Origin of the sequence: Limnohabitans radicicola (assembly GCF_014837235.1) — a bacterium.
In the GTDB taxonomy this organism is placed as follows: domain Bacteria; phylum Pseudomonadota; class Gammaproteobacteria; order Burkholderiales; family Burkholderiaceae_C; genus Limnohabitans_A; species Limnohabitans_A radicicola.
The window spans coordinates 602,554-621,625 of sequence record NZ_JACYFT010000001.1 but is presented as its reverse complement, the minus strand read 5'-3'; the positions used below and the strand labels follow the sequence as shown (position 1 = coordinate 621,625).

The window sequence follows — 19,072 nt, the reverse complement described above, 5'->3', positions numbered from 1 at the left end:
AAACCTCATGAAACGCATTTTTCTGTTTGTCTTGACCAACATCGCGGTGGTGGTGGTGCTGGGCATTGTGGCCAGCTTGCTGGGTGTCAACCGCTACCTGACCGCCAATGGCCTGAACCTGGGCGCACTCCTGGGCTATGCCCTGGTCATGGGTTTTGGCGGTGCCATCATTTCCTTGCTCATCAGCAAGCCCATGGCCAAGTGGTCTTCGGGCGTGCGTGTGATCGAGCAGCCCCAGAACGCCGACGAAGCCTGGATCGTGGACACCGTGCGCAAGTTCGCCGACAAGGCCGGCATCGGTATGCCCGAAGTCGGTATTTTTGAAGGTGACCCCAATGCCTTTGCCACCGGCGCGTTCCGTGACTCGGCCCTGGTGGCGGTGTCCACTGGCTTGCTCTACAACATGACGCGCGAAGAAGTCGAGGCCGTGATCGGCCATGAGGTGGCGCACATTGCCAACGGCGACATGGTCACCATGACCTTGATTCAGGGTGTGATGAACACCTTTGTGGTGTTCCTCTCACGGGTGATTGGCTATGCCGTCGACAGCTTTCTGCGCCGCAATGACGAAGAAAACAGCGGTCCTGGCATCGGCTACATGGTGACCACCATCGTGCTGGACATCGTGCTCGGTTTTGCCGCCGCCATCATCGTGGCCTGGTTCAGCCGCCAGCGCGAGTTCCGCGCCGATGCGGGTGCGGCCCAGCTCATGGGGCGCAAGCAGCCCATGATCAATGCGCTGGCCCGCCTGGGGGGCTTGCACACCGCCGAGTTACCCAAGAGTGTGGCAGCCATGGGCATCGCCGGAGGCATTGGCCAGCTGTTCAGCACCCACCCGCCGATCGAAGAGCGCATCGCGGCTTTGCAAAACAGCTGATGCCTTTGGCATCCGGGGGTAACCCAAGCGACTGACAGCACGGCACATGCCCTCTACATTGGGCGTGTGAAACAGTCTGAATCCCGAGGGCTTGCATGAATTCACGCAAGCCCTTTTTTCATGGGCCATGGCGGCGCGCTGCGCTGGCCCACCGCCGCACCCGACGCGAGTTGCTCACCTGGCCTGCGCCTGTGCGGGGCATGCTGTGGATGGTGTTGGGCGGCATCCTCTTCACCTGTCTGAACACCCTGGCGCGCGGACTGTCCATGCAGCTGGACGTCTACGAGACCCAATTCTTGCGTTACCTCTTTGGTCTGGTGGTCATGCTGCCGCTGGTCTGGCGCCACGGCTGGCAGGCGTACCGACCCGTCAACATCGTGGGCCAGTTCTGGCGCGGCGGCGTGCACACGCTGGGGCTGATTCTGTGGTTCACGGCCTTGCCCAACATCCCGCTGGCCGACATGACGGCCATTGGCTTCACGGGTCCGATCTTCATCATGCTGGGCGCCGCCTGGTTTTTGGGCGAACCCATGCACCGCGACCGCTGGGTGGCCGCACTCATTGGTTTTGCCGGTGTGCTGGTGGTGGTCTTGCCCAAGCTCTCGGGCTCGGGCGGTTGGTACAACCTGATCATGCTGGCGTCTTCCCCGGTGTTTGCCGCGTCGTTCTTGATCACCAAGGCCCTCACGCGTTATGAAAAAGCCGGGGTCATCGTGCTGTGGCAAGCCCTCACGGTGACTGTGTTCAGCCTGCCCATGGCCTTGCCGAACTGGCAAACACCGACCCTGGTGCAGTGGGGGGCGTTCGCCATGACCGGGGTGTTGGGCACCCTTGGCCATTACTGCCTGACGCGCGCGTTTCACACCGCCGACATTTCGGCTACGCAGTCGCTGCGTTTCCTGGACCTGGTCTGGGCCTCTGTGGCAGGCTGGCTGGTGTTTGGCGATGTGCCCAGTCAGTGGACTTGGGCGGGCGCTTTGGTCATTCTGGGTGCCACGGTGTGGATCGCCCGGCGCGAAGGGCGCCGCCCTGCCGAAGTCGTGCCCGACTGATCGGGGGGATCAGGGTGTGTTGGCCACGCCCGAGGCCACATGCCCGGCGGGCACGTGCCGCGCCGCCGATTCGATGTGTCCGGTTTGGTCGTCAAAAAAGAAGTCCGGCTCGAACTCGCGCAAAAACTCGCCTTTGGGCAGCCCACCCAGGAACATCGCTTCATCGACTTCGATGTTCCAGTCCATCAGGGTGCGGATGGCGCGCTCGTGGGCCGGGGCACTGCGGGCGGTGACCAGTGCCGTGCGGATGCGCATGGCGGGGGTGCCATCGCGCTGCAGCCGCTGCAGAGCCGCCAGCAGGGGCTTGAAGGGACCAGCCGACAAGGGCAGGGTGGCTTTGTCACGCTCGTGCTTTTGAAAAGCCGAGAGCCCCTCGGCTTGAAACACGCGCTCGGCCTCGTCGGAAAACAGCACCGCGTCACCGTCAAAGGCGATGCGCACCTCGTGCGGGTGGTCTTCGGAGGCGTGGGCCGAGAGGGGGTAAACCTGCGCAGCGGGCACGCCCGCATCGAGGGCCGCACGCACATCGGGCAGGTGCGCCGACAAAAACAAGTTGGCGTTGAGCGGCTTGAGGTAACGCCAGGGCGACTGCCCGCGGGTGAAACTGCCGCGCTGGATGGGCAGGCCGTAATGCTGCGCCGAGCGGAACACGCGCATGCCCGAGACCGGGTCGTTGCGCGAGAGGATCACCACCTCCACACGCTGGGTGTCGACATCGTTGAAAGCCAGCAGCTTGCGCACCAGCGAGAACGCCACACCGGGTTTGGCGGGCTCCTCCAGACGGTCCAGTTGCAGCTTCATGTATGCCCGGTCATCGCCTTGCTCGAACACATGGTTCTCTTCTTCAAAGTCGAACAAGGCGCGCGAAGAAATCGCCACCACCAACTGGCCTTCAAGCGTTGCAGCCATGACCCCTCCTCATTTCACCCATTGGTTCAATTCCATGATTGGCATCAGCACCGCCAGCACGATCAGCATCACCATGCCGCCCATGGCCACGATCAGCAAAGGCTCCAGCACCGTGGCGAGCGCCATGGCGCGGCGCTGCACTTCGGCCGACAGCTGCTGCGCCGCGCGCTGCAGCATCACGGGCAGCTGCCCAGTTTGCTCGCCCAGCTTGGCAAACATCGACAGCAGACCCGGAAAGCGGGCGTGCTGTGACAGGGCCAGCCCGAGCGGCGCACCTTCGCGCACGCGCACCAGCGCTTCGAGTGCGTCGGCGCGCAGGGCCTGGTTGGACAGCGTGTCGGCCGCGGACTGCAGCGCCTTGAGGATGGGCACCCCTGCTGCGCTGAGCATGGCCAGTGTCGAGGCAAAACGGGCGCTGTTGTAGCCCAGGCTCAAGCGACCGATCACGGGCAGGCGCAGCCAGGCCGCGTCCCAGCGCAAACGGAACGCCGTCTGGCGCAGCGCCACGCGCAAGGCCACGCCTGCGGCCACGGCCAGCAAGACCACGAGCCAGCCCCATTGCCGCACCCCGTCGCTCACCGCCAGCATCGCGACCGTCAAGAAGGGCAGCTGGCGCTGGCTGCCTGCAAAGACGCCCGCCACCTGCGGCACCACCGAGGTCACCAGAAACACCACGATGGCCAGCGCCACCAGGGTGACGATGGCCGGGTACAGGGCCGCCCCGAGCAGCTTGGCGCGCAGGGTTTGTTGTTCTTCGAGGTCGCTCGCCAGTTGTTCCAGCACCTGGCCCAGGTGGCCGCTTTGCTCGCCTGCGGCGATCACCGCCTGGTTAATCAGGGGAAATTCACGGGGGTGTTGGCCCAGCGCCCGGCCCAGGCTGCTGCCGGCATTGACCTCGGCGCGGATGGTGGCCATCAGGTGTTTTTGCCGCTCGGTGGGGGCCTCCTCGGCGAGGGCGGACAAGGCCCGTTCCAGGGGTAAGCCACTGCCCACCAGGCCAGCCAGCTGGCGCGTCCACACCGCCCGTTGGCTGGCGCTGAACGCCCGTGCTTGCGTGATCGGTTGTTGCCACCAGGGCAAGGCCTCGCTGGCACCTTTGTCGCTGGTTCCGATGGGCTCGACCGAGAGCGGTACCAGGCCTTGCGTGCGCAGCTGGGTGCGTGCGCTTTTCTGGCTGTCCGCTTCGACCACGCCTTTGCGGGCGTGGCCATCGGGCTGCAGGGCTTCAAAACGGTAGGCAGGCATGGGTCAACGGCTGAAATAAATCACACCCAATTGTGCGCTGTAGATGAAGGTGGGTGAGAGCTCGGCGGCAAGCACAGGGCGGATGGCCCGACCCATGCCCGCCTGGCTGAAGAAGACCCAGTGCGGTTGGAATCGGTAACGGTAGGTCAAGGAGGTGTCCCAGTGCCCCAGGCCGGCGCCTTGGTGGGCGGGCAAGTCGGGCGCGCGCTGCTGGCGGGTCTGCCAATAAGACGCTGTGCCCCAGGTGATCGACTGGCTGAACAACAAGGTGGCGTTGTCACTCAGGGGCTCGCGGTAGGTCCAGTTGGGCGAGAGCGCTGTGCCGCCACCTTTGTCCAGCATGTCGTGGGTGACGATCATGCCGATGCTCCAGCGGTTGGGCAAAAAATAATCCATGCTGGCTTTGGCCTGCAGGGTTTTTTTGCCTGAGCGAACGCTGTCGAGCGAGGAGTCCCGCTCCAGGTTCTGGATGCTTGCTGACAGCGAAGTGCGCAGGTTGTGTATGCGCAACCAGTCGTAGGTCAGGCTGTTGTCTTGTTGCACCTGGCCAAAACGGTGCCAGTTTTCGCCGTCGACAGGACCCAGTCGCCAGCGGCCATATTGCAAACCCAGCATGGGGCCGAAGCGCAGACCCGGGTGCCTCAGGTCGTCGGCATGCCAGCGCAAGCCCAGGCTGTAATTCCAAGTGGGGGCAGGGGCCTCGGTCGGCGGTTGAATGGCTTTGTCCTGTGCCCATGCCACGCCCGTTATCCCCCAAGTGCAGCACCAGGCAATGCACAAAACGGAGGCCGAGCGGACGGTGTGCATGGGCTCTTCAGTCGCGCGTCACGCGCAGCAACTCTTCGGCGCTGGTGATGCCCGCATCGACCAGACGCTGGCCGTCGTCGCGCATCAGCACCATGCCCTGGGCCAGGGCGGTGGCCCGCAAATCGGATTCGGCCGCGCGTTTGTGGATCTGGCTGCGGATCTCGTCGCTGGCGACCAGCAGTTCAAAAATGCCCGTGCGTCCTGCGTAGCCGGTGTGCCCGCAGTGTTCGCAACCCGCACCGCCGCAGTCGGCGCAGCGTTTGCGCACCAGACGCTGCGCCAGCACACCCAGCAGCGATGAACTCAGCAAGAACGGCTCCACGCCCATGTCGGTCAGACGCGTCACGGCGCTGGCGGCGTCGTTGGTGTGCAGCGTGGCCAGCACCAAGTGGCCAGTGAGCGAAGCCTGGATGGCGATCTGCGCGGTCTCGAAGTCGCGGATCTCGCCGATCATGATCACGTCCGGGTCTTGCCGCAGGATGGCGCGCAGTGCCTTGGCAAAGGTCAGGTCGATCTTGGCATTGACCTGCGTCTGGCCCACGCCGGGCAGCTCGTACTCGATCGGATCTTCCACCGTCATGATGTTGCTGCGGCTGGCGTCGAGCCTTTGCAACGCAGCGTACAGGCTGGTGGTTTTGCCCGAGCCCGTGGGCCCGGTCACCAGCAAGATGCCGTGCGGTTGGGCGATCAGCTGTTCGACGTGCTGCAGCACACGGCCTTGCATGCCCACGGCTTCAAGGGTGAGGCGTGCCTCGCTTTTGTCGAGCAGGCGCAACACGGCGCGCTCACCATGGGCGCTGGGCAAGGTGGACACCCGCACATCGACGGCACGGCTGCCCAGGCGCAGGCTGATGCGGCCGTCCTGGGGCAAACGTTTTTCGGCGATGTCGAGTTCGGCCATGATCTTCAGGCGCGAGATCAGTGCGGCATGCAGCGCCCGGTTTGGTTGTACCACCTCGCGCAAGCCGCCATCGATGCGAAAGCGCACACTCGAATGGCGCTCGTAGGGTTCGATGTGGATGTCGCTGGCGCCGTCGCGCGTGGCCTGCGTCAGCAAGGCGTTGAGCATGCGGATGATAGGCGCATCGTCACTGGCTTCGAGCAGGTCTTCTACTGCTGGCAATTCCTGCATCATGCGCGAGAGGTCGGCTTCGGACTCCACTTCGCTCACCACATCGGCCGCACTGGAGCCGCCTTGCGCCTGGCTGCCCGAATAGGCCTGCTGGATGCGCTGGCGCAGGCTGGCGGTGTCCTGGGTGAGCCAGTTCAGGTGCCGCTCAGGGTGCAGGTGGCCGAACTGGCGCGAGACTTCGGACAGCGCCTGGCGCTGGCTGTCGGGGCTGAGCCACAGGGTCAGATGCTGGCCATCGTCCTCGAGCAGCAGGCCGTGGTCGCGGGCAAAGGCGTAAGGCAGGGGGTAGCGCATCGTGCAGTGCCTTCAGGGCTTGGCAGCGGGCGGTGTCTTGACGGGCGTCGCTTGCAGCTCGGGCAGCACCGCCGAGCCCTGCACAGACGGGGCACCGTTCACAGGCTGGATGCCTTGCTGGGTCAGGCGCATTTGCTCGTAACGGCCCAGCGACAGGGCTTCGGTGGCTGCGCCATCGCGCACCACCACCGGGCGCAGGAAGACCATCAGGTTGGTTTTCTTGCGGGTACGGGTTTCGGCCTTGAACAGGTTGCCAAACAGCGGGATGTCGCCCATGCCCGGCACTTTTTCCTGGCTGGCAGTGGCGTCGTCCTGCAGCAAGCCGCCGAGCACCACGATGGAGCCGTCTTCGACCAGCACATTCGATTCGATGGAGCGCTTGTTGGTGATCGGGCCGTTCTTGGAGTCGATGGAGGCGGTCACCACGCTGCTGACCTCCTGGAAGATCTGCATCTTCACCGTGCCGTTCTCGCTGATCTGGGGCTTGACCTTGAGCGTCAAGCCCACGTCCTTGCGTTCAACGGTTGTGAACGGGTTGGTGGTGCCTGCCGTGGCTGCGGCATAGGACCCGGTCACAAAAGGCACGTTCTGGCCGATCACGATCTTGGCTTCTTCGTTGTCCAGCGTCAGCAGGTTGGGTGTGGACAGCACATTGCCGTCGCCGCTGGATTGCAAAAAGCGCGCAAGCGCTCCCAGCGCCAGTGCACCGTTGCGTTGCTGACCGACGGCCAGGTTCAGACCCGTGGAGGCGGTGTAATTGCCGTTGGCCGCGGCAGCGCCGAGCGTCAGCAAATTGGTGCCGCCCACAGAGAAGTTGGTGCCCAGCAGGCCCACCGTGCCTTTGCCGGTGGTGGTGCCTGTGCCGCTCATCCACTGCACGCCAAACTCGGCCGCCTTGTCGGCGCTGACTTCGGCGATCAGGCTCTCCACATAGACTTGCGCGCGGCGCTGGTCGAGTTTGTCGATGACTTCACGCAGCTGGCGGTACTGCGGTTCAGGCGCGGTGATGATCAAGGCATTGGTGGCCGGGTCGGCCTGGATCTGGCCCCCTGTGGAGGGTTGGACCGAGGCACTGGCGCCTGCAGGGGTGCCGGCAGCGGCACCCGTCATGGGGGGGGTGTTCACTGCAGATGCCCCCGTCAGGGCGGTGTTGGCCGTGCTGCCGCTGGCCGCCATGGCCGCGCGCAGTGTGGTCGCCAGCTTGGTGGCGTCGGCGTTTTTCAGGTAGACCACATGGATGTTGCCGCTGGCCGCACTTGCGCCCGTGGCGCTGGGCTGGTCGAGTTGCTCGATGAGCGAGCGCACCAGGGCCGTGCGCGCCGGGTTGGCCGCACGCACGATCAGCGCATTGGTGCGCACCTCGGCCAGCACGGTGGTGCGGAAACCGCTGTCGGTTTGACCCGGGGCTGCCGCTGTGGCTGCTGCACCCGAGTCCACCAGGCGCTGCACCATGGCCGCCATGTCGCTGGCGATGCCATGCTTGAGCCGGATGACTTCGACCCCGCTGGCGTTGGCCACGTCCAGCGCGGCCACGATGCGCGACAGGCGTTGCAGGTTGTCGGCGTAGTCAGTGATCACCAGCGCGTTGGTGCCGGGGGTGATGTTGATGGTGTTGTTGGGGCTGATGAGCGGGCGCAGCACGGGCACCAGGTTGCTGGCGGACTCGTGGTTGAGGCGGAAGATTTGGGTGACCACCTGCCCGCTGCCTGCAGGCACGGCCCCGGCGGAGACCGGACCGCTTTGCAGCTTGGCCTCGGCTTCGGGCACCACGGTGTACAGGCCCGAAGACTCCACCAGCGCAAAGCCCTGCGTGCGCAGCTGGGCGCCAAACAGGCGCAGCGCCTGTGCGGGTGCCACCGCCACCGTGCTCGACAGCGTCATGGTGCCTTTGACCCGGGGGTCCACCACCACGTTGTGCCCGGACAGGGTGGCCACGGTGCGGGCCACGGCTTCGATGTCGGCATTGACGAAATTGAGCACCACCTGCTCACCCGCGCGCACGGCGGTTTTGCCATCGGCAGCGGTTTGCGCGCTGGCCAGGCCAGCGCTCAGTGTGCAGGCCAGGGCCAGGGCGCTCAGGCCAAGGATCGGGTGAAGGCGAGAGGTGTGCATGGGTTCATCCCAGAGAAAGCAGGCTGCGCGTGCCATCACGGCGGCCAATGATGTTCAGAAGATTGGACAGGTTGTCTTCCTGCCCCTCGGCGGCCGAGGCTTCGCCCGTGAAGCGCAGACGCTCGCCCAGCCATTGGCCTTGTCCCTTCAAGTGCAGGGCGCCCGACAAGGTGCTCAGCTGCACCTGTGGGGTGGCGGTGAATGCGCCGTCAGCGGCACCTGTGACCTGGATTTGGTAACTGCCCATGGGGCGCAGCGTGGACAGGCGCGATGACATGTCGCGTGCCGTGAGTTCGGCCAGGCCTTGCCACTGCAGCCGGCCCGCGGACCATTGCAGTTGCAGGGCATCGGTGCGCAGCTGCAGCTGGCCTTCGGGTTGCAGGGTGTTCCAGGGCGCACCCAGACCGCTGAGCAGTCCGGCGGGCCACATCGACTGGTGTTGGCCCAGTCGCAGGACCCATTGCCCCAGGCGGGTCGTCAGTTGCAGTTGCAGGGGCTCATGCATGCAGCAGTCGGCGTGCAGGGTGAATGCCAGGCCCAAACCTTGTGTGCTCGGGCCGAGCGTCCACGACAGTCGTCCGGGCAGGGCTTGCAGGTCGCGGCTGCCTGCGCCGCCGCTCAGGCCCAGTTGGGCCGAGCCTTGCCAGACCGTGCCACGCGGCGCTTGCAGCAAGACACGCCCTTGACTGGCTTCGCTCAGGCCCCAAGTCAGCCAGCGTGCAGGTGCCCAGCACCCAGTGGCTGCCAAGGCGCCCAGCAACACGCCCCCAACCGCCCAGCGCCAAACCCCTTGCGGGGCAACGGCGGTGCGGCGGGGCAGGTGGGTCGTCATGGTGTGCAGAGGGTGTTCAGCGCAAGCCCAGCACCAGGGAGCCACTCCAGGTGCCAGCGGCGGCCTGCGTGGGCTGGGGTGCTGCATTTGGCGCAGGCCATGCAGAGGGGGCGCTGGGTGCCGAGGTGCTGCGTTGCAGCTGTGCCTGAACCGGCAGGGCTTGTGCCTGGCTGCGGGCTTGCTCCAGCCAGCGCGACAGGCCGTCGGCCGGGGCGGCTTTGAGGGTGATGCGCACCTGCTCGCCTTGCAGGCTCACACGGGCGTCCGGACCCAGCCACTGGGCTGCGCTGCTTTCAAGCTGTTGCAGCGCCGCTGTACGCGACAAGGGGGCGGTCGTCTGCAGGCCTTTGGCCTGCGCCTGCCATTGCAGCATTTGCGCGGTCTGGGCATCGAGTGCGGCTTGTTGGCTGGGGGCTTCACGCCAGGTCTGCAGGGCCGGGGCGATGGCGATTTGCCAGAGCAGGGCGGACCCCATGACCACGGCGGCCAGCACCAGCAACAGGCGCTCACGGGGTGGACGGGCTGCCCAGAAAGCCAGCACGGCGGCCCGTGCCGGGTGCGAAGTCGGTGTGGTGGGGTTCATGGCGTGTTCCCTGGGACTGTGATCACACCGCCCCCGTCTTCGGCGCGCCAGCGGTAACCCTGGCGTTGCAGGGCCTGCTCGATGCTTTGTTGTTGAACGGCGGTGAGCGTCAAGCCCTGCACTTGCAATTGACCGGGCTGAAACACCAGTTGCGTGGGGGCGCTCATGCCTGGCGGCAGGGCCTGGCCGAGTGCGGACAGCACGCTCTCCAGGTCATGCGGGGCGAGTTGCCCCGAGCCTTGGCGCAGACGGGCGACTTCGCGCGCCATCTGCAAGGGGGCATCGACCACCACCGTGGTTTTGGGGAATGTCTCTTGCAGGATACGCGTCATGGCCTGCCGCTGGGCTTGCCAGTCGGCGCGGGTCTTCCAGGCCCAGGCGTTGAGCCCGACCAACTGGGTGAGCACGAGCAGGGCCAGGCCCCAGCGGGCGGGCCGCCATGCAGGGGTCGTCCACAGCGCATTGGCGAACTTCTGCAAGGACTTGAGCCGCCGCGCATGCGTGTGGGTTTGCAAATCGAATTGCGCGAGGTCCCAGTCGCTGACCAGCGCCTGCAGCCAATGCTGCTGGGGTTGCAGCAGTTGTGCGGGGGGGCCTGGGCGGTCGCTGAGTCGGTCACTCAGCCAGCTGGCCAAAGCCGGCTCAGCCATGGCTTGCAAGGGGATTGCATCGTCCAATGGGCCCAGCCAGGCGGGCCAGTCGCTGGCCTGCACCGACTTGATCGGGCTGCCCCAGACACCACGCTCTTTGTGGCTGAACCAGAGCCAACCCGATTCGGTGTCGCCCAGTGCCAGCACGTGCAAGGCGTCGGTGTTGGGCGAGACCTCCGGCACGATGCGGTGCACCGTCAGCCCTGCGGCTTCGAGCGCCTGCAAATGCCCTGACAGCCAGGCCTTGTCGCAGGCCGCGACCCAGGGGCGGGCGGTGTCCGCCCAGTCGGTTTGCAGGGCCAGGTGCAGGCTGGCCGGGTCGGCCAGCAAGCGGTCTTCGAGCACGCCTTGCAATGCCGCGAGCACCCGCGAAGGTTGTTTGTGCAAGCCCGCGGGCAGCTCCAGCTGCTGCCAGGACAGGGCCTGTGCGGGCACCATCAAGACGACTTCACTGCCCCGCTCGGCGGTGGGCAGCAAGGCGGCCTGGGCCCAATGCACCGCCATGCGACCCGCGGTGGCAGGGGTATGGACCCAGGCGTGGGGGTAGGCCACAGCCGCGCTGGCGGGCGAGAGGGGCAGTTGGACGATCAGGGTGCGCATCAGAGATTCATTGTAGGGCGCGCGAGGCGCTGGTCGGTGCGGTTTCGTCTGCTGCATGGCGAGTGCTTGAGCGCACACGCCAGAGCATGCGCACCTGGCCCGTGTCACGCTGCACCATCGCCAGCTCTTCTTGCACGACCTGGTCAATGCGCATGCGGCCCCGCACCTCAAAGAATTGGCTGCTCACCGAGTGGACTTTGGCGTCGATCCCCTGGCCTGATGGCCCCAGAGCCAGACGTGCTGCATCCAGCGTGGCCCAGTGGCCCCGTTCGCGCTGGCGCACCCACTGCCGTGCACCACCTGCGTCCAGTCCGGGCACCATGGCTTCGAGCACGGTGGCCGAGGCGGTGTTGAGGTTGACGGGCGTGGGTACGGGCAGCACAGTGATGTGGGGCGCAAGAACCCCCAGGGTGTCTGCGCTCAGGCCCAGCCAGACCAGCTGGCTGGTTTGCTGGGGCATCAAGGGGGCATCGGCTGGACTCACTGGGCGTGTTGCGTTCGGGGTGATGCGTGCGGTGGCTTGCTGCAAACGGGCGGCCAGCTCAGCCAGTTGTGCGGCTGGCAGGTCCAGACGTTGGAACAGTTTGGCAAAGCGGGCCAAGGCCTCGGGCGAGACACGGCCATCCTCGATCAGGTTCATCACGTTCATGCGCGATTGCGCATCGGTGATCTGGCCGGACAAAAAGACTTCTGAATCGCCTTCGCGCCACTGTTGGTCTTGCGACAGGAAAGTCGACAACTTGGACTCCTGCACGGGCAGCGCCCAGGGCTCGCCCAGGTGGTCCACGTTTTTGTCCGGTCCTGACAGGGCGTCTTCGCGCAGGATCAGGCGTGTCCAGTCGAGTGCCCCGGTCATCATCCACTGCGTCTGGCTGCGGCCGCGTTCGGCCGTTTCGATCTCGACCTGACGCCACTGCTGCCACAGCGCCGCAGAGGCGAGCGTGGCCACCAGCGCCACGACCACCATGGCGCTGAGCAAGGCGGCGCCTTGCTGAGAGGGATGGCCGCGTTTCATCCCGGGCCTCCCGACAGGTTGGGGCGTATCCAGTCGAGCGTGAGCGTGCCGGTCACGGGGGTGGTGCCAGGCAGGTTCAGTATGAGCCGCACGCCGTCAGGCACCGTGCCCACCACAGCGGGGGTATCGGCTTTGTTGGCGCTGACCGCATCGCTCGACAAGGGGTTGGTCCAGTTGCCGCCTCGGTGTACCAACAGTTGCCAGCCCGACAGGGGGTGGACCTGCACCTGGCCCTGCAGGGCTTCTGCGGTGGGGGTTTGGCTCCAGACCTGGGCCATTTGCCAGGCGTTTTGCCAGGCCGAAGTGGTTTGCACGGGGGCGGATTGCCAGCGCTGCCAGTCGCCGCCACCGGGGCGGGCCGGGTTGCTGCGCCAGGTCCAGCCGACCACCTGCACACCGTCAGCGGCTTGCACTGCCCGGCGCGTGAGCCGCAGCACTTTGCCGTCCCAGTCCCAGCTGGGGGTGCCTGGCAGCTCGGCGAGTTGGTTGAGGTCGGTTTGCCACTGTGCCAGGCCCGCTTGCAGGGTGCGGATCTGGTCGGCCCGCTGCTGCAGGCCCGATTGGGTGCGCAGCATGCTGTCGATGCCGCGCCAGGCCATGAGCGCCATGAGCGCCATGATGCTGATGGCCACCAGGACCTCGATCAGGGTGAAGCCTCGTTGCCAATGGCTGTGGGAGCGGCCCATCAGTTGCGCCCCATGACGGTGGACAGTTGCAGCACGTACTGGCCCTGCTCCAGCACCCGGGCGTCCACGCGCCTGAAATTGGGGTTGGGCGTGGGGCGCACCGACAGGTTCACTTGCAACATGCGGTCGGCCTGGGGGCAGTCGATCTGGCTGTTGCCCGTGTCGGGCAGCTGTCTGCGCAGCCGCAGGCGAATCAGCTCGTTTTCCGCGCAAATCTGGCCAAGCATGCTGATGTTTTGCCGCTCGGCATTGCGGCTGAGCGATCCTGTGGCTTTGAGCCCGGCCAGCAAGGCCACGGCGACGATGCTGAGGGCGACCAGCACTTCAATCAGGGTGAAGCCTGGTGCAGCGAATTGCGACTGGGGCCTGGCTCCTGCAGCAGCGCGCTTCATCACCGCGTCTCCATCGTGGGGCTGTTTTGCACTGTGAACGGCCGCAGGCCATCGGTCACCACCCACAGGCGCCGATCAGGCCGGGTGGTGCTCGACAGTGCGATCGCCTGCGGCGGGATCAAGGGCTCTGGCCCCAGCAGCACCGGGGTAGCGTGGGCAAACGTGGTGGGGGCCAGCCATTGGCGGGGCAAGCCCGGAGGTGGCAGGCCTTCGAAGACAAAACCTGCGGCTTGTGTGCGCCAGACCACCGTGAGCTCACTGGCGCGGGCCTGGGCCCGGGCGGTTTCCAGCAAGGCGGCCAGGCGCTGGGCGTCACGGTCCAGCGCGCCGTCTGCGCTGTCACGCAATGCCAGACTGGCCCCGGCAGTGGCGATGGCGATCAGGGCCACCACCACCAGCAGCTCCAGCAAAGTGAAGCCGCCATCGCCACGGGGGCGCTTACTGCCAGCTGCCAATGTCGGCATTGCGGCCCTCGCCGCCGGACTGACCGTCTGCGCCAAATGAGAGCACATCCACCTCGCCCTTGATGCCGGGGCTCAGGTATTGGTAGGGGCGCCCCCAAGGGTCGTTGGGCAACTTGTCGAGGTAGGGCTTCCAGTTGACGGGCACGGGCTCGCTCACAGGTTTGGCGACCAGGGCCTGCAAGCCTTGCTCGGGGCTGGGGTAGCGCTGGTTGTCGAGTTTGTAGAGCTTGAGTGCCTGCATCAGGTTGCTCACGTCGGTGCGTGCGGCGGTGACTCGGGCGTCGTCGGCACGGCCCAGCACATTGGGCACGATCATGGCGGCCAGCACGCCGATGATGGCCAGCACCACCATCAGCTCGATCAGGGTGAAGCCGCGCTGGCGGCGCTGGGGTCGGGTTTTCAAAGCACGCATGGATTCTTTCTTTGGACGGGGCCGGTACAGATCGGCGACAGGCCGTCAAGCCTGTGTGCTTCGATCATAATCTTTGCATGTTGCGTTCCCAAGTCGTATTCCGGTCTGTACCTTTCGCCCGGCTGGCGCTTGCCCTGGTCACGGCCTTGCTGTGGTTTGCCGTGGCGGCAGGGGTGGCGTTCTGGGTGCTGCATTTCCCGCGTGAATCGGCGGGGGTGTTGCCTGCCGTGGCAGCGCCTGCAGCCATGCCAACGGCCGATACAACGCACATGGCGCGGGCCTTGGGCCAGGCGCAGCCTCAGCCCGTGGTGGCGGCCGAGTCCAGCCGTTTTCAGCTCGTGGGCGTGATTTCTGCCGCATCAGGCCGGGGCAGCGCGCTCATCGCCGTGGATGGCCAGCCGCCCAAGGCCTGGCGCGTGGGCCAAGCCTTGCAGGAGGGTGTGTACCTGCAAAAGCTGGCGCCAAGGCAGGCCTGGTTGGGCCAGAACCCAACGGGGCCTGCGCAATGGGCATTGCAGATGACGGGTCCCGCCAGCGCGCCCTGAAGGCGGTGCGGGCGGTTCAGCTGCGCAGGAAGAGCTTGTAGACGGGGTTGTTCGTTTCTTCGATGTGCGGGTAGCCCAGCGTGTCCAGAAACTTAGCAAACGCCTTGTCGTCTTTGGCCGGCACCTGCAAGCCCACCAGGATTCGGCCGTAATCGGCACCCTGGTTGCGATAGTGGAATAAAGAGATGTTCCAGCCCGGGCGCATCAGGCTCAAAAACTTGAGCAAAGCGCCAGGGCGCTCGGGGAACACGAAACGCAGCAGCCGCTCGTCTTGCGACAGGGCCGAGTGCCCGCCCACCATGTGGCGGATGTGCTCTTTGGCCAGGTCGTCGTGAGTCAGGTCGATGGCCTTGAACTGGTGCCTGTTGAAGCTGGCCGCGATCTTGGTGCTTTCACCCTTGCCGTGTGTGCTCAAGCCCAGGAACACATGGGCCTGGTCCGAGTCGCTCATGCGGTAGTTGAACTCGGTCACGTTGCGGGGGCCACCGGGCAGGTTGCCAATGACTTCCAGAAAGCGCTTGAAGCTGCCACGCTCCTCGGGGATGGTGACGGCAAACAACGCTTCCTTTTCTTCGCCCACATCGGCGCGTTCGGCCACGAAGCGCAGGCGGTCAAAGTTCATGTTGGCGCCGCACAAAATGGCCGCGTAAGTCTGGCCTTTGGTCTTGTGCTGGGCCACGTATTGCTTGATGGCCGCCACCGCCAGCGCGCCTGCTGGCTCCACGATGGAGCGGGTGTCGACAAAAATGTCCTTGATGGCAGCACACACCGAGTCGGTGTCCACCGTCATGTACTCGTCGACCAGCTGGCGCGAGATGCGGAAGGTTTCCTCACCCACCAGCTTGACGGCGGTGCCGTCCGAAAACAGGCCCACATCGGCCAGCGTCACGCGTTTTTTGGCGTCCACCGACTGGATCATGGCGTCCGAGTCGTTCATCTGCACACCGATGACCTTGACCTCGGGGCGCACCGCCTTGATGTAGTTGGCCACGCCACTGATGAGGCCGCCGCCACCAATGGCGACGAACACGGCGTCCAGCGGGCCCTGGTGCTGGCGCAGCATCTCCATGGCGATGGTGCCCTGGCCCGCGATCACGTCCGGATCGTCGAACGGGTGCACAAAGGTCAGGCCCTGTTTCTTTTCCAGAGTGACGGCGTGGTTGTAGGCGTCCGAATAGCTGTCGCCGAACAGCACCACCTCACCGCCCAGGCCTTTGACCGCATCGATCTTGACCTGCGGGGTGGTGGTGGGCATCACGATCACGGCGCGCGCGCCCAGCTTGCTCGCGCCCAGCGCCACGCCCTGGGCATGGTTGCCGGCCGAGGCGCAGATCACGCCTTTTTTGAGCTGTGCAGGCGTGAGGTGCGCCAGTTTGTTGTAGGCCCCGCGCAGCTTGAAGCTGAACACGGGCTGCTGGTCCTCGCGCTTGAGCAGCACCTTGTTGTGCAGGCGGTGCGACAGGACTTTGGCAGGTTCGAACGCCGATTCGGTGGCCACATCGTAGACGCGGGCGTTGAGGATTTTCTTGAGGTAGTCGGCGGGTTTGAGCTTGGAGGTGGTCATGTCGGCAGGGTGCGCAGGGCCGCGCCAGTGGCGGTCGTTGTTGGAATCATAGCGCGCAGCCTGCTGCCATTTTTCAAAATCGGATGTCCATGGCCACACGCACGGTTCGGCCGTAATAGTCGTCATACCGGGTGTCGGCCAGTGTTGTGCCGTAGTAGGGGCTGCTGTAACGCACAGGGGGTGTGCGGTTGGTCAGGTTGCTGATGTGGGTGCGCAGACTCACGGCGGGGGTGAGTTGGTATTTGCCCGAAACATTCAGCGTCCAGTGGCCATGCACTGTGTGAGGGTAGGCGTCGCTGTCCTGCGAGATGCCCTGTGCGTTCACCAGAACGGGTACGGGTTCCAGGTTGCCGGAGTGGTAGTGGAGTTGCGCGGTGATGCCGAATTGACGGGCTTCCAGGGAAGTGGTCAGGCGCAGGATGTGGCGTGCAGTCACCGTGCCGGTGTTGGCGTTGTAGTTGGCCAGATCGGAAATTGGCGCCTGACCTGGGTAACTGCTGCGGTTGGATTGGAGGTTGTAGGTCCCTTCCAGACCAACCCACATCCGTCCCAGATCGACGGGCCAGCGGTAACGGGCTTGGTAATCGATGCCCGATTTCGCCATGGTGCCCTGATTGAACGGGATGAAAACATAGCGAGCCTTGCCTGCGCTGTTGTAGTTGGCGGTGTAGTAAAGGTCCTTCAGTGCGGGATCGGCAAAAATTTGTGACTGTGTCCAGACGCCAAATACATCGCGCACATCCAGTGCCCACAAGTCCATGGCCAGCAGCCATTGCAAAGATGGCTGGGACAGGATGCCCAGACTCCATTGCCGGGATTTCTCCGGTTTCAGGTCCGGGTTGCCGGAGGAGTACGAATCTGTGGTGGAGGTGGAGGCGAAGATGGCGTAGTTGCCTGCGCTGGTCTGGGCCAAGGTCGGCGCCCGAAACCCGGTCCCCACGCTCGCACGCAGGTGGGTGTTTTGGCCGAGTTCGAGTTTGGTGCCCATTTTGCCCGTCACCACGCTGCCAAAATCGCTGTACTTTTCGGCACGCATGCTGCTCACGAATTCGAGCCGCTCATACAAGGGCAGTTGCAACTCGATCGCCCCCCCACGGTCGGTGCGTCGCAGCGGGTAGATGTCCGGGTTGCTGGCCAGCGAGTTGACCAAGGACGACTGGTTGCTGAACAGCAAAGTGCCCAACTTGATGTCGCCCCACTGGTTTTCTCCAATGGTGCGTGAAGCTTGCAGTTGCGTGTCCTGCAATCGCGTGCGGTATTCCTGGGACAGCGTGTCCGGTGCAAAGCGCGCCTGGATTTTGGCCCAGGTGGCATCGGAATAGCTGACCGGATCCTGGAGCCACTCGGATGCATTCAGCAGGGTGGCCCAGTTGCTGCCCGTGGTAAACCCCCCCGTATTGGTGGTCCGAAAATGGTTTTCTGCCTGGGTGTGCGACAAGGTGTAGGACCAGTCCATCCATTGGCCACGGACACCCACCACCCAACGGTGGTTGTTTTGCTTTTCCCGCGCATATCCAGGATTGAAGCTTTCGGCATCGTAGTACAGCGTGTCTCCGTTCACGACTCTGCTGGCCCGGCCATTGACGATGCGTTGGTATTCGCTCAGTTGCTGTTGGGCACCAAGCTCCGAGAACACTGTCAAGGTCGCATCGGTCTGTTTCTCGAACGATGACCAGAGGTTGGTGCTGCTGTAGCCGGGGTACAGGTAGGTGTTCCGCAATTGGCTGGTCTGGCATTGGAATGGGGTGGGCCAGCTGGTGCCGCTGCGCCGTGTCAGGCTGTAATCCAGTCCCCCGGGGCACTGCGTTGCATCGGTGCTGGTGCTAAGACGTTGCGCTGGGGCGGTGTTGGGGAAGCTGTTTTGAGGGACGTAGTAAACCGGAGCTCCTTGAGCGTCCAGGGTGTAGACGCCTGCATGCAGGTCGGTGTAGCTGCGGTCGCGCATGCGCACAGGGTCGCGTTGCGTCCTTTCCAGGTGGAAAGTGGCTGCGTGCCCGTCCTGGTCCAGCTTGCCGTGTCCCCAGCTGATGCCTGTGCTGTAGCCATCGCCTGTGCCTGTGGTGCTCATCTTCTCGGCGGTGAGACTCAAGCCCGGTGCCTGCTGCAGCGTGATCAGGTTGACCACGCCGGCGATGGCATCGCTGCCATAGACCGACGAGGCACCATCGGTCAGGATCTCCACACGCTCAATGGCGCGCAAAGGCAGCATCGACAGGTCTGCTGCCGTGCGGTCCACATTCGGACGTTGCTTGGCAAATGAGGGCAGTCTGCGCCCGTTGATCAGGACCAGCGTTCCCGCTTCGTAACCATGGATGGCGGCCGAGCGGTAGCCACCTTGCCCTGAAATATTGGTTCCTCCCGCCTCCGTGAAGGAGTGCATGGACGACAGGCCCTGCACCAGTTCAGGCACGGTTTGCACACCCATGCGTTCGATTTCCTTGCGGTCCACAATGCGCACAGGCAGGGCTTCCCGACTGCGTGGATTGACCACACTGGAGCCTGTGATCTCGACCCGTTCGAATTGCCGGTGTTCTCGGCCTGGCTCGACTACGGTCATTTCGTACTGGGCCCAGGCGGAACTGTTCAAGGCCATGAGGCACATCCACCAGCTCAGCCGCAGGCAGAAAGTCAGGCCAGGCGATGGCGTGCATTCAAGGGCAGAGCAAATGCGCATGGAATATCTCCGTCTGAGGGTCATTGACGGGATATATTAATTCTTTTTATTTATTTTGATTGACGGGCCAAAAAAATGCCCCGAACCTTGCGGATCGGGGCAAATCCACCTTTTCAGAGGGTGGAGGAGACAAGTGGTTCGTGCAAAAAAGCACGACTGTTCACAATTGTAATGGCTCGATTGCTGCATTGCAGCAGTTGCGGCGTTTCAAAATGAAAAAACTTGTA

The 19,072-nt window shown here is 64.6% G+C and carries 18 protein-coding genes; 3 read left to right on the top strand and 15 right to left on the bottom strand.

Annotated elements, in window-relative coordinates:
- Positions 1-7: 7 nt before the first annotated feature.
- The gene (gene htpX / locus IC609_RS03145; RefSeq protein WP_191817986.1) at positions 8-877 is read left to right on the top strand and encodes a protease HtpX; all 870 of its coding nucleotides are present in this window, start codon (positions 8-10) and stop codon (positions 875-877) included.
- Positions 878-972: 95 nt separating this feature from the next.
- Complete coding sequence (locus IC609_RS03140; protein ID WP_191817985.1) at positions 973-1,929, top strand: DMT family transporter; 957 nt, start codon at positions 973-975, stop codon at positions 1,927-1,929.
- 9 nt (positions 1,930-1,938) lie between these two features.
- On the opposite strand, the gene IC609_RS03135 is transcribed toward IC609_RS03140, so the two are convergent.
- The 13 genes from IC609_RS03135 to gspG are packed head-to-tail and all read right to left on the bottom strand — an operon-like array spanning position 1,939 to position 14,062.
- Positions 1,939-2,838, bottom strand: a complete 900-nt coding sequence (locus tag IC609_RS03135; RefSeq protein ID WP_191817984.1) for a 5'-nucleotidase — start codon at positions 2,836-2,838, stop codon at positions 1,939-1,941.
- 9 nt (positions 2,839-2,847) lie between these two features.
- Positions 2,848-4,083 carry a type II secretion system inner membrane protein GspF gene (gspF, locus tag IC609_RS03130; protein WP_191817983.1) on the bottom strand — a complete coding sequence of 412 codons (1,236 nt, stop codon included), beginning with the start codon at positions 4,081-4,083 and terminating at the stop codon, positions 2,848-2,850.
- Between the two features lie 3 nt (positions 4,084-4,086).
- Complete coding sequence (locus tag IC609_RS03125) at positions 4,087-4,890, bottom strand: MipA/OmpV family protein (protein WP_191817982.1); 804 nt, start codon at positions 4,888-4,890, stop codon at positions 4,087-4,089.
- 7 nt (positions 4,891-4,897) lie between these two features.
- The gene (locus IC609_RS03120) at positions 4,898-6,316 is read right to left on the bottom strand and encodes a GspE/PulE family protein (protein ID WP_191817981.1); all 1,419 of its coding nucleotides are present in this window, start codon (positions 6,314-6,316) and stop codon (positions 4,898-4,900) included.
- A 12-nt stretch (positions 6,317-6,328) separates the two neighbouring features.
- Positions 6,329-8,428, bottom strand: a complete 2,100-nt coding sequence (gene gspD, locus IC609_RS03115) for a type II secretion system secretin GspD (RefSeq protein ID WP_191817980.1) — start codon at positions 8,426-8,428, stop codon at positions 6,329-6,331.
- 4 nt (positions 8,429-8,432) lie between these two features.
- Positions 8,433-9,260 carry a type II secretion system protein N gene (gene gspN / locus IC609_RS03110; RefSeq protein WP_191817979.1) on the bottom strand — a complete coding sequence of 276 codons (828 nt, stop codon included), beginning with the start codon at positions 9,258-9,260 and terminating at the stop codon, positions 8,433-8,435.
- A 16-nt stretch (positions 9,261-9,276) separates the two neighbouring features.
- On the bottom strand, positions 9,277-9,843 hold the full coding sequence (gene gspM, locus IC609_RS03105) for a type II secretion system protein GspM (RefSeq protein WP_191817978.1): 567 nt from the start codon (positions 9,841-9,843) through the stop codon (positions 9,277-9,279).
- A complete protein-coding gene (gspL, locus tag IC609_RS03100) occupies positions 9,840-11,093 on the bottom strand; it encodes a type II secretion system protein GspL (RefSeq protein ID WP_191817977.1) in 1,254 nt (417 codons plus the stop codon). Before gspL ends, gspM begins: the two co-directional genes overlap by 4 nt.
- A 7-nt stretch (positions 11,094-11,100) precedes the next feature.
- Positions 11,101-12,108 (bottom strand): type II secretion system minor pseudopilin GspK, encoded by a 1,008-nt coding sequence (gspK, locus tag IC609_RS03095; protein ID WP_191817976.1) that lies wholly within the window; start codon positions 12,106-12,108, stop codon positions 11,101-11,103.
- Positions 12,105-12,794 carry a PulJ/GspJ family protein gene (locus IC609_RS03090; RefSeq protein ID WP_191817975.1) on the bottom strand — a complete coding sequence of 230 codons (690 nt, stop codon included), beginning with the start codon at positions 12,792-12,794 and terminating at the stop codon, positions 12,105-12,107. Before IC609_RS03090 ends, gspK begins: the two co-directional genes overlap by 4 nt.
- On the bottom strand, positions 12,794-13,186 hold the full coding sequence (gene gspI, locus IC609_RS03085; RefSeq protein WP_191817974.1) for a type II secretion system minor pseudopilin GspI: 393 nt from the start codon (positions 13,184-13,186) through the stop codon (positions 12,794-12,796). The genes IC609_RS03090 and gspI overlap by 1 nt, the downstream gene beginning before the upstream one ends.
- On the bottom strand, positions 13,186-13,650 hold the full coding sequence (locus IC609_RS03080; RefSeq protein ID WP_191817973.1) for a prepilin-type N-terminal cleavage/methylation domain-containing protein: 465 nt from the start codon (positions 13,648-13,650) through the stop codon (positions 13,186-13,188). The genes gspI and IC609_RS03080 overlap by 1 nt, the downstream gene beginning before the upstream one ends.
- Complete coding sequence (gene gspG / locus IC609_RS03075) at positions 13,625-14,062, bottom strand: type II secretion system major pseudopilin GspG (protein ID WP_191817972.1); 438 nt, start codon at positions 14,060-14,062, stop codon at positions 13,625-13,627. Before gspG ends, IC609_RS03080 begins: the two co-directional genes overlap by 26 nt.
- A gap of 77 nt (positions 14,063-14,139) precedes the next feature.
- Here gspG and IC609_RS03070 point away from each other — a divergent pair, with 77 nt between their 5' ends.
- A complete protein-coding gene (locus tag IC609_RS03070; RefSeq protein WP_191817971.1) occupies positions 14,140-14,607 on the top strand; it encodes a general secretion pathway protein C in 468 nt (155 codons plus the stop codon).
- Positions 14,608-14,623: 16 nt separating this feature from the next.
- On the opposite strand, the gene ilvA is transcribed toward IC609_RS03070, so the two are convergent.
- Both ilvA and IC609_RS03060 read right to left on the bottom strand, forming a co-directional pair.
- On the bottom strand, positions 14,624-16,171 hold the full coding sequence (gene ilvA / locus IC609_RS03065; RefSeq protein ID WP_191817970.1) for a threonine ammonia-lyase, biosynthetic: 1,548 nt from the start codon (positions 16,169-16,171) through the stop codon (positions 14,624-14,626).
- 73 nt (positions 16,172-16,244) lie between these two features.
- Positions 16,245-18,764, bottom strand: coding sequence for a TonB-dependent receptor plug domain-containing protein (locus tag IC609_RS03060; protein ID WP_191817969.1), 2,520 nt, complete (start codon positions 18,762-18,764; stop codon positions 16,245-16,247).
- Positions 18,765-19,072 lie beyond the last annotated feature (308 nt).

What these genes read in the sequence shown, in the direction of transcription:
- htpX (WP_191817986.1), top strand. Translation starts at nt 8, where the DNA reads ATGAAACGCATTTTTCTGTTTGTCTTGACCAACATCGCGGTGGTGGTG.
- IC609_RS03140 (WP_191817985.1), top strand. Translation starts at nt 973, where the DNA reads ATGAATTCACGCAAGCCCTTTTTTCATGGGCCATGGCGGCGCGCTGCG.
- IC609_RS03135 (WP_191817984.1), bottom strand. Translation starts at nt 2,838, where the DNA reads ATGGCTGCAACGCTTGAAGGCCAGTTGGTGGTGGCGATTTCTTCGCGC.
- gspF (WP_191817983.1), bottom strand. Translation starts at nt 4,083, where the DNA reads ATGCCTGCCTACCGTTTTGAAGCCCTGCAGCCCGATGGCCACGCCCGC.
- IC609_RS03125 (WP_191817982.1), bottom strand. Translation starts at nt 4,890, where the DNA reads ATGCACACCGTCCGCTCGGCCTCCGTTTTGTGCATTGCCTGGTGCTGC.
- IC609_RS03120 (WP_191817981.1), bottom strand. Translation starts at nt 6,316, where the DNA reads ATGCGCTACCCCCTGCCTTACGCCTTTGCCCGCGACCACGGCCTGCTG.
- gspD (WP_191817980.1), bottom strand. Translation starts at nt 8,428, where the DNA reads ATGCACACCTCTCGCCTTCACCCGATCCTTGGCCTGAGCGCCCTGGCC.
- gspN (WP_191817979.1), bottom strand. Translation starts at nt 9,260, where the DNA reads ATGACGACCCACCTGCCCCGCCGCACCGCCGTTGCCCCGCAAGGGGTT.
- gspM (WP_191817978.1), bottom strand. Translation starts at nt 9,843, where the DNA reads ATGAACCCCACCACACCGACTTCGCACCCGGCACGGGCCGCCGTGCTG.
- gspL (WP_191817977.1), bottom strand. Translation starts at nt 11,093, where the DNA reads ATGCGCACCCTGATCGTCCAACTGCCCCTCTCGCCCGCCAGCGCGGCT.
- gspK (WP_191817976.1), bottom strand. Translation starts at nt 12,108, where the DNA reads ATGAAACGCGGCCATCCCTCTCAGCAAGGCGCCGCCTTGCTCAGCGCC.
- IC609_RS03090 (WP_191817975.1), bottom strand. Translation starts at nt 12,794, where the DNA reads ATGGGCCGCTCCCACAGCCATTGGCAACGAGGCTTCACCCTGATCGAG.
- gspI (WP_191817974.1), bottom strand. Translation starts at nt 13,186, where the DNA reads ATGAAGCGCGCTGCTGCAGGAGCCAGGCCCCAGTCGCAATTCGCTGCA.
- IC609_RS03080 (WP_191817973.1), bottom strand. Translation starts at nt 13,650, where the DNA reads ATGCCGACATTGGCAGCTGGCAGTAAGCGCCCCCGTGGCGATGGCGGC.
- gspG (WP_191817972.1), bottom strand. Translation starts at nt 14,062, where the DNA reads ATGCGTGCTTTGAAAACCCGACCCCAGCGCCGCCAGCGCGGCTTCACC.
- IC609_RS03070 (WP_191817971.1), top strand. Translation starts at nt 14,140, where the DNA reads ATGTTGCGTTCCCAAGTCGTATTCCGGTCTGTACCTTTCGCCCGGCTG.
- ilvA (WP_191817970.1), bottom strand. Translation starts at nt 16,171, where the DNA reads ATGACCACCTCCAAGCTCAAACCCGCCGACTACCTCAAGAAAATCCTC.
- IC609_RS03060 (WP_191817969.1), bottom strand. Translation starts at nt 18,764, where the DNA reads ATGGCCTTGAACAGTTCCGCCTGGGCCCAGTACGAAATGACCGTAGTC.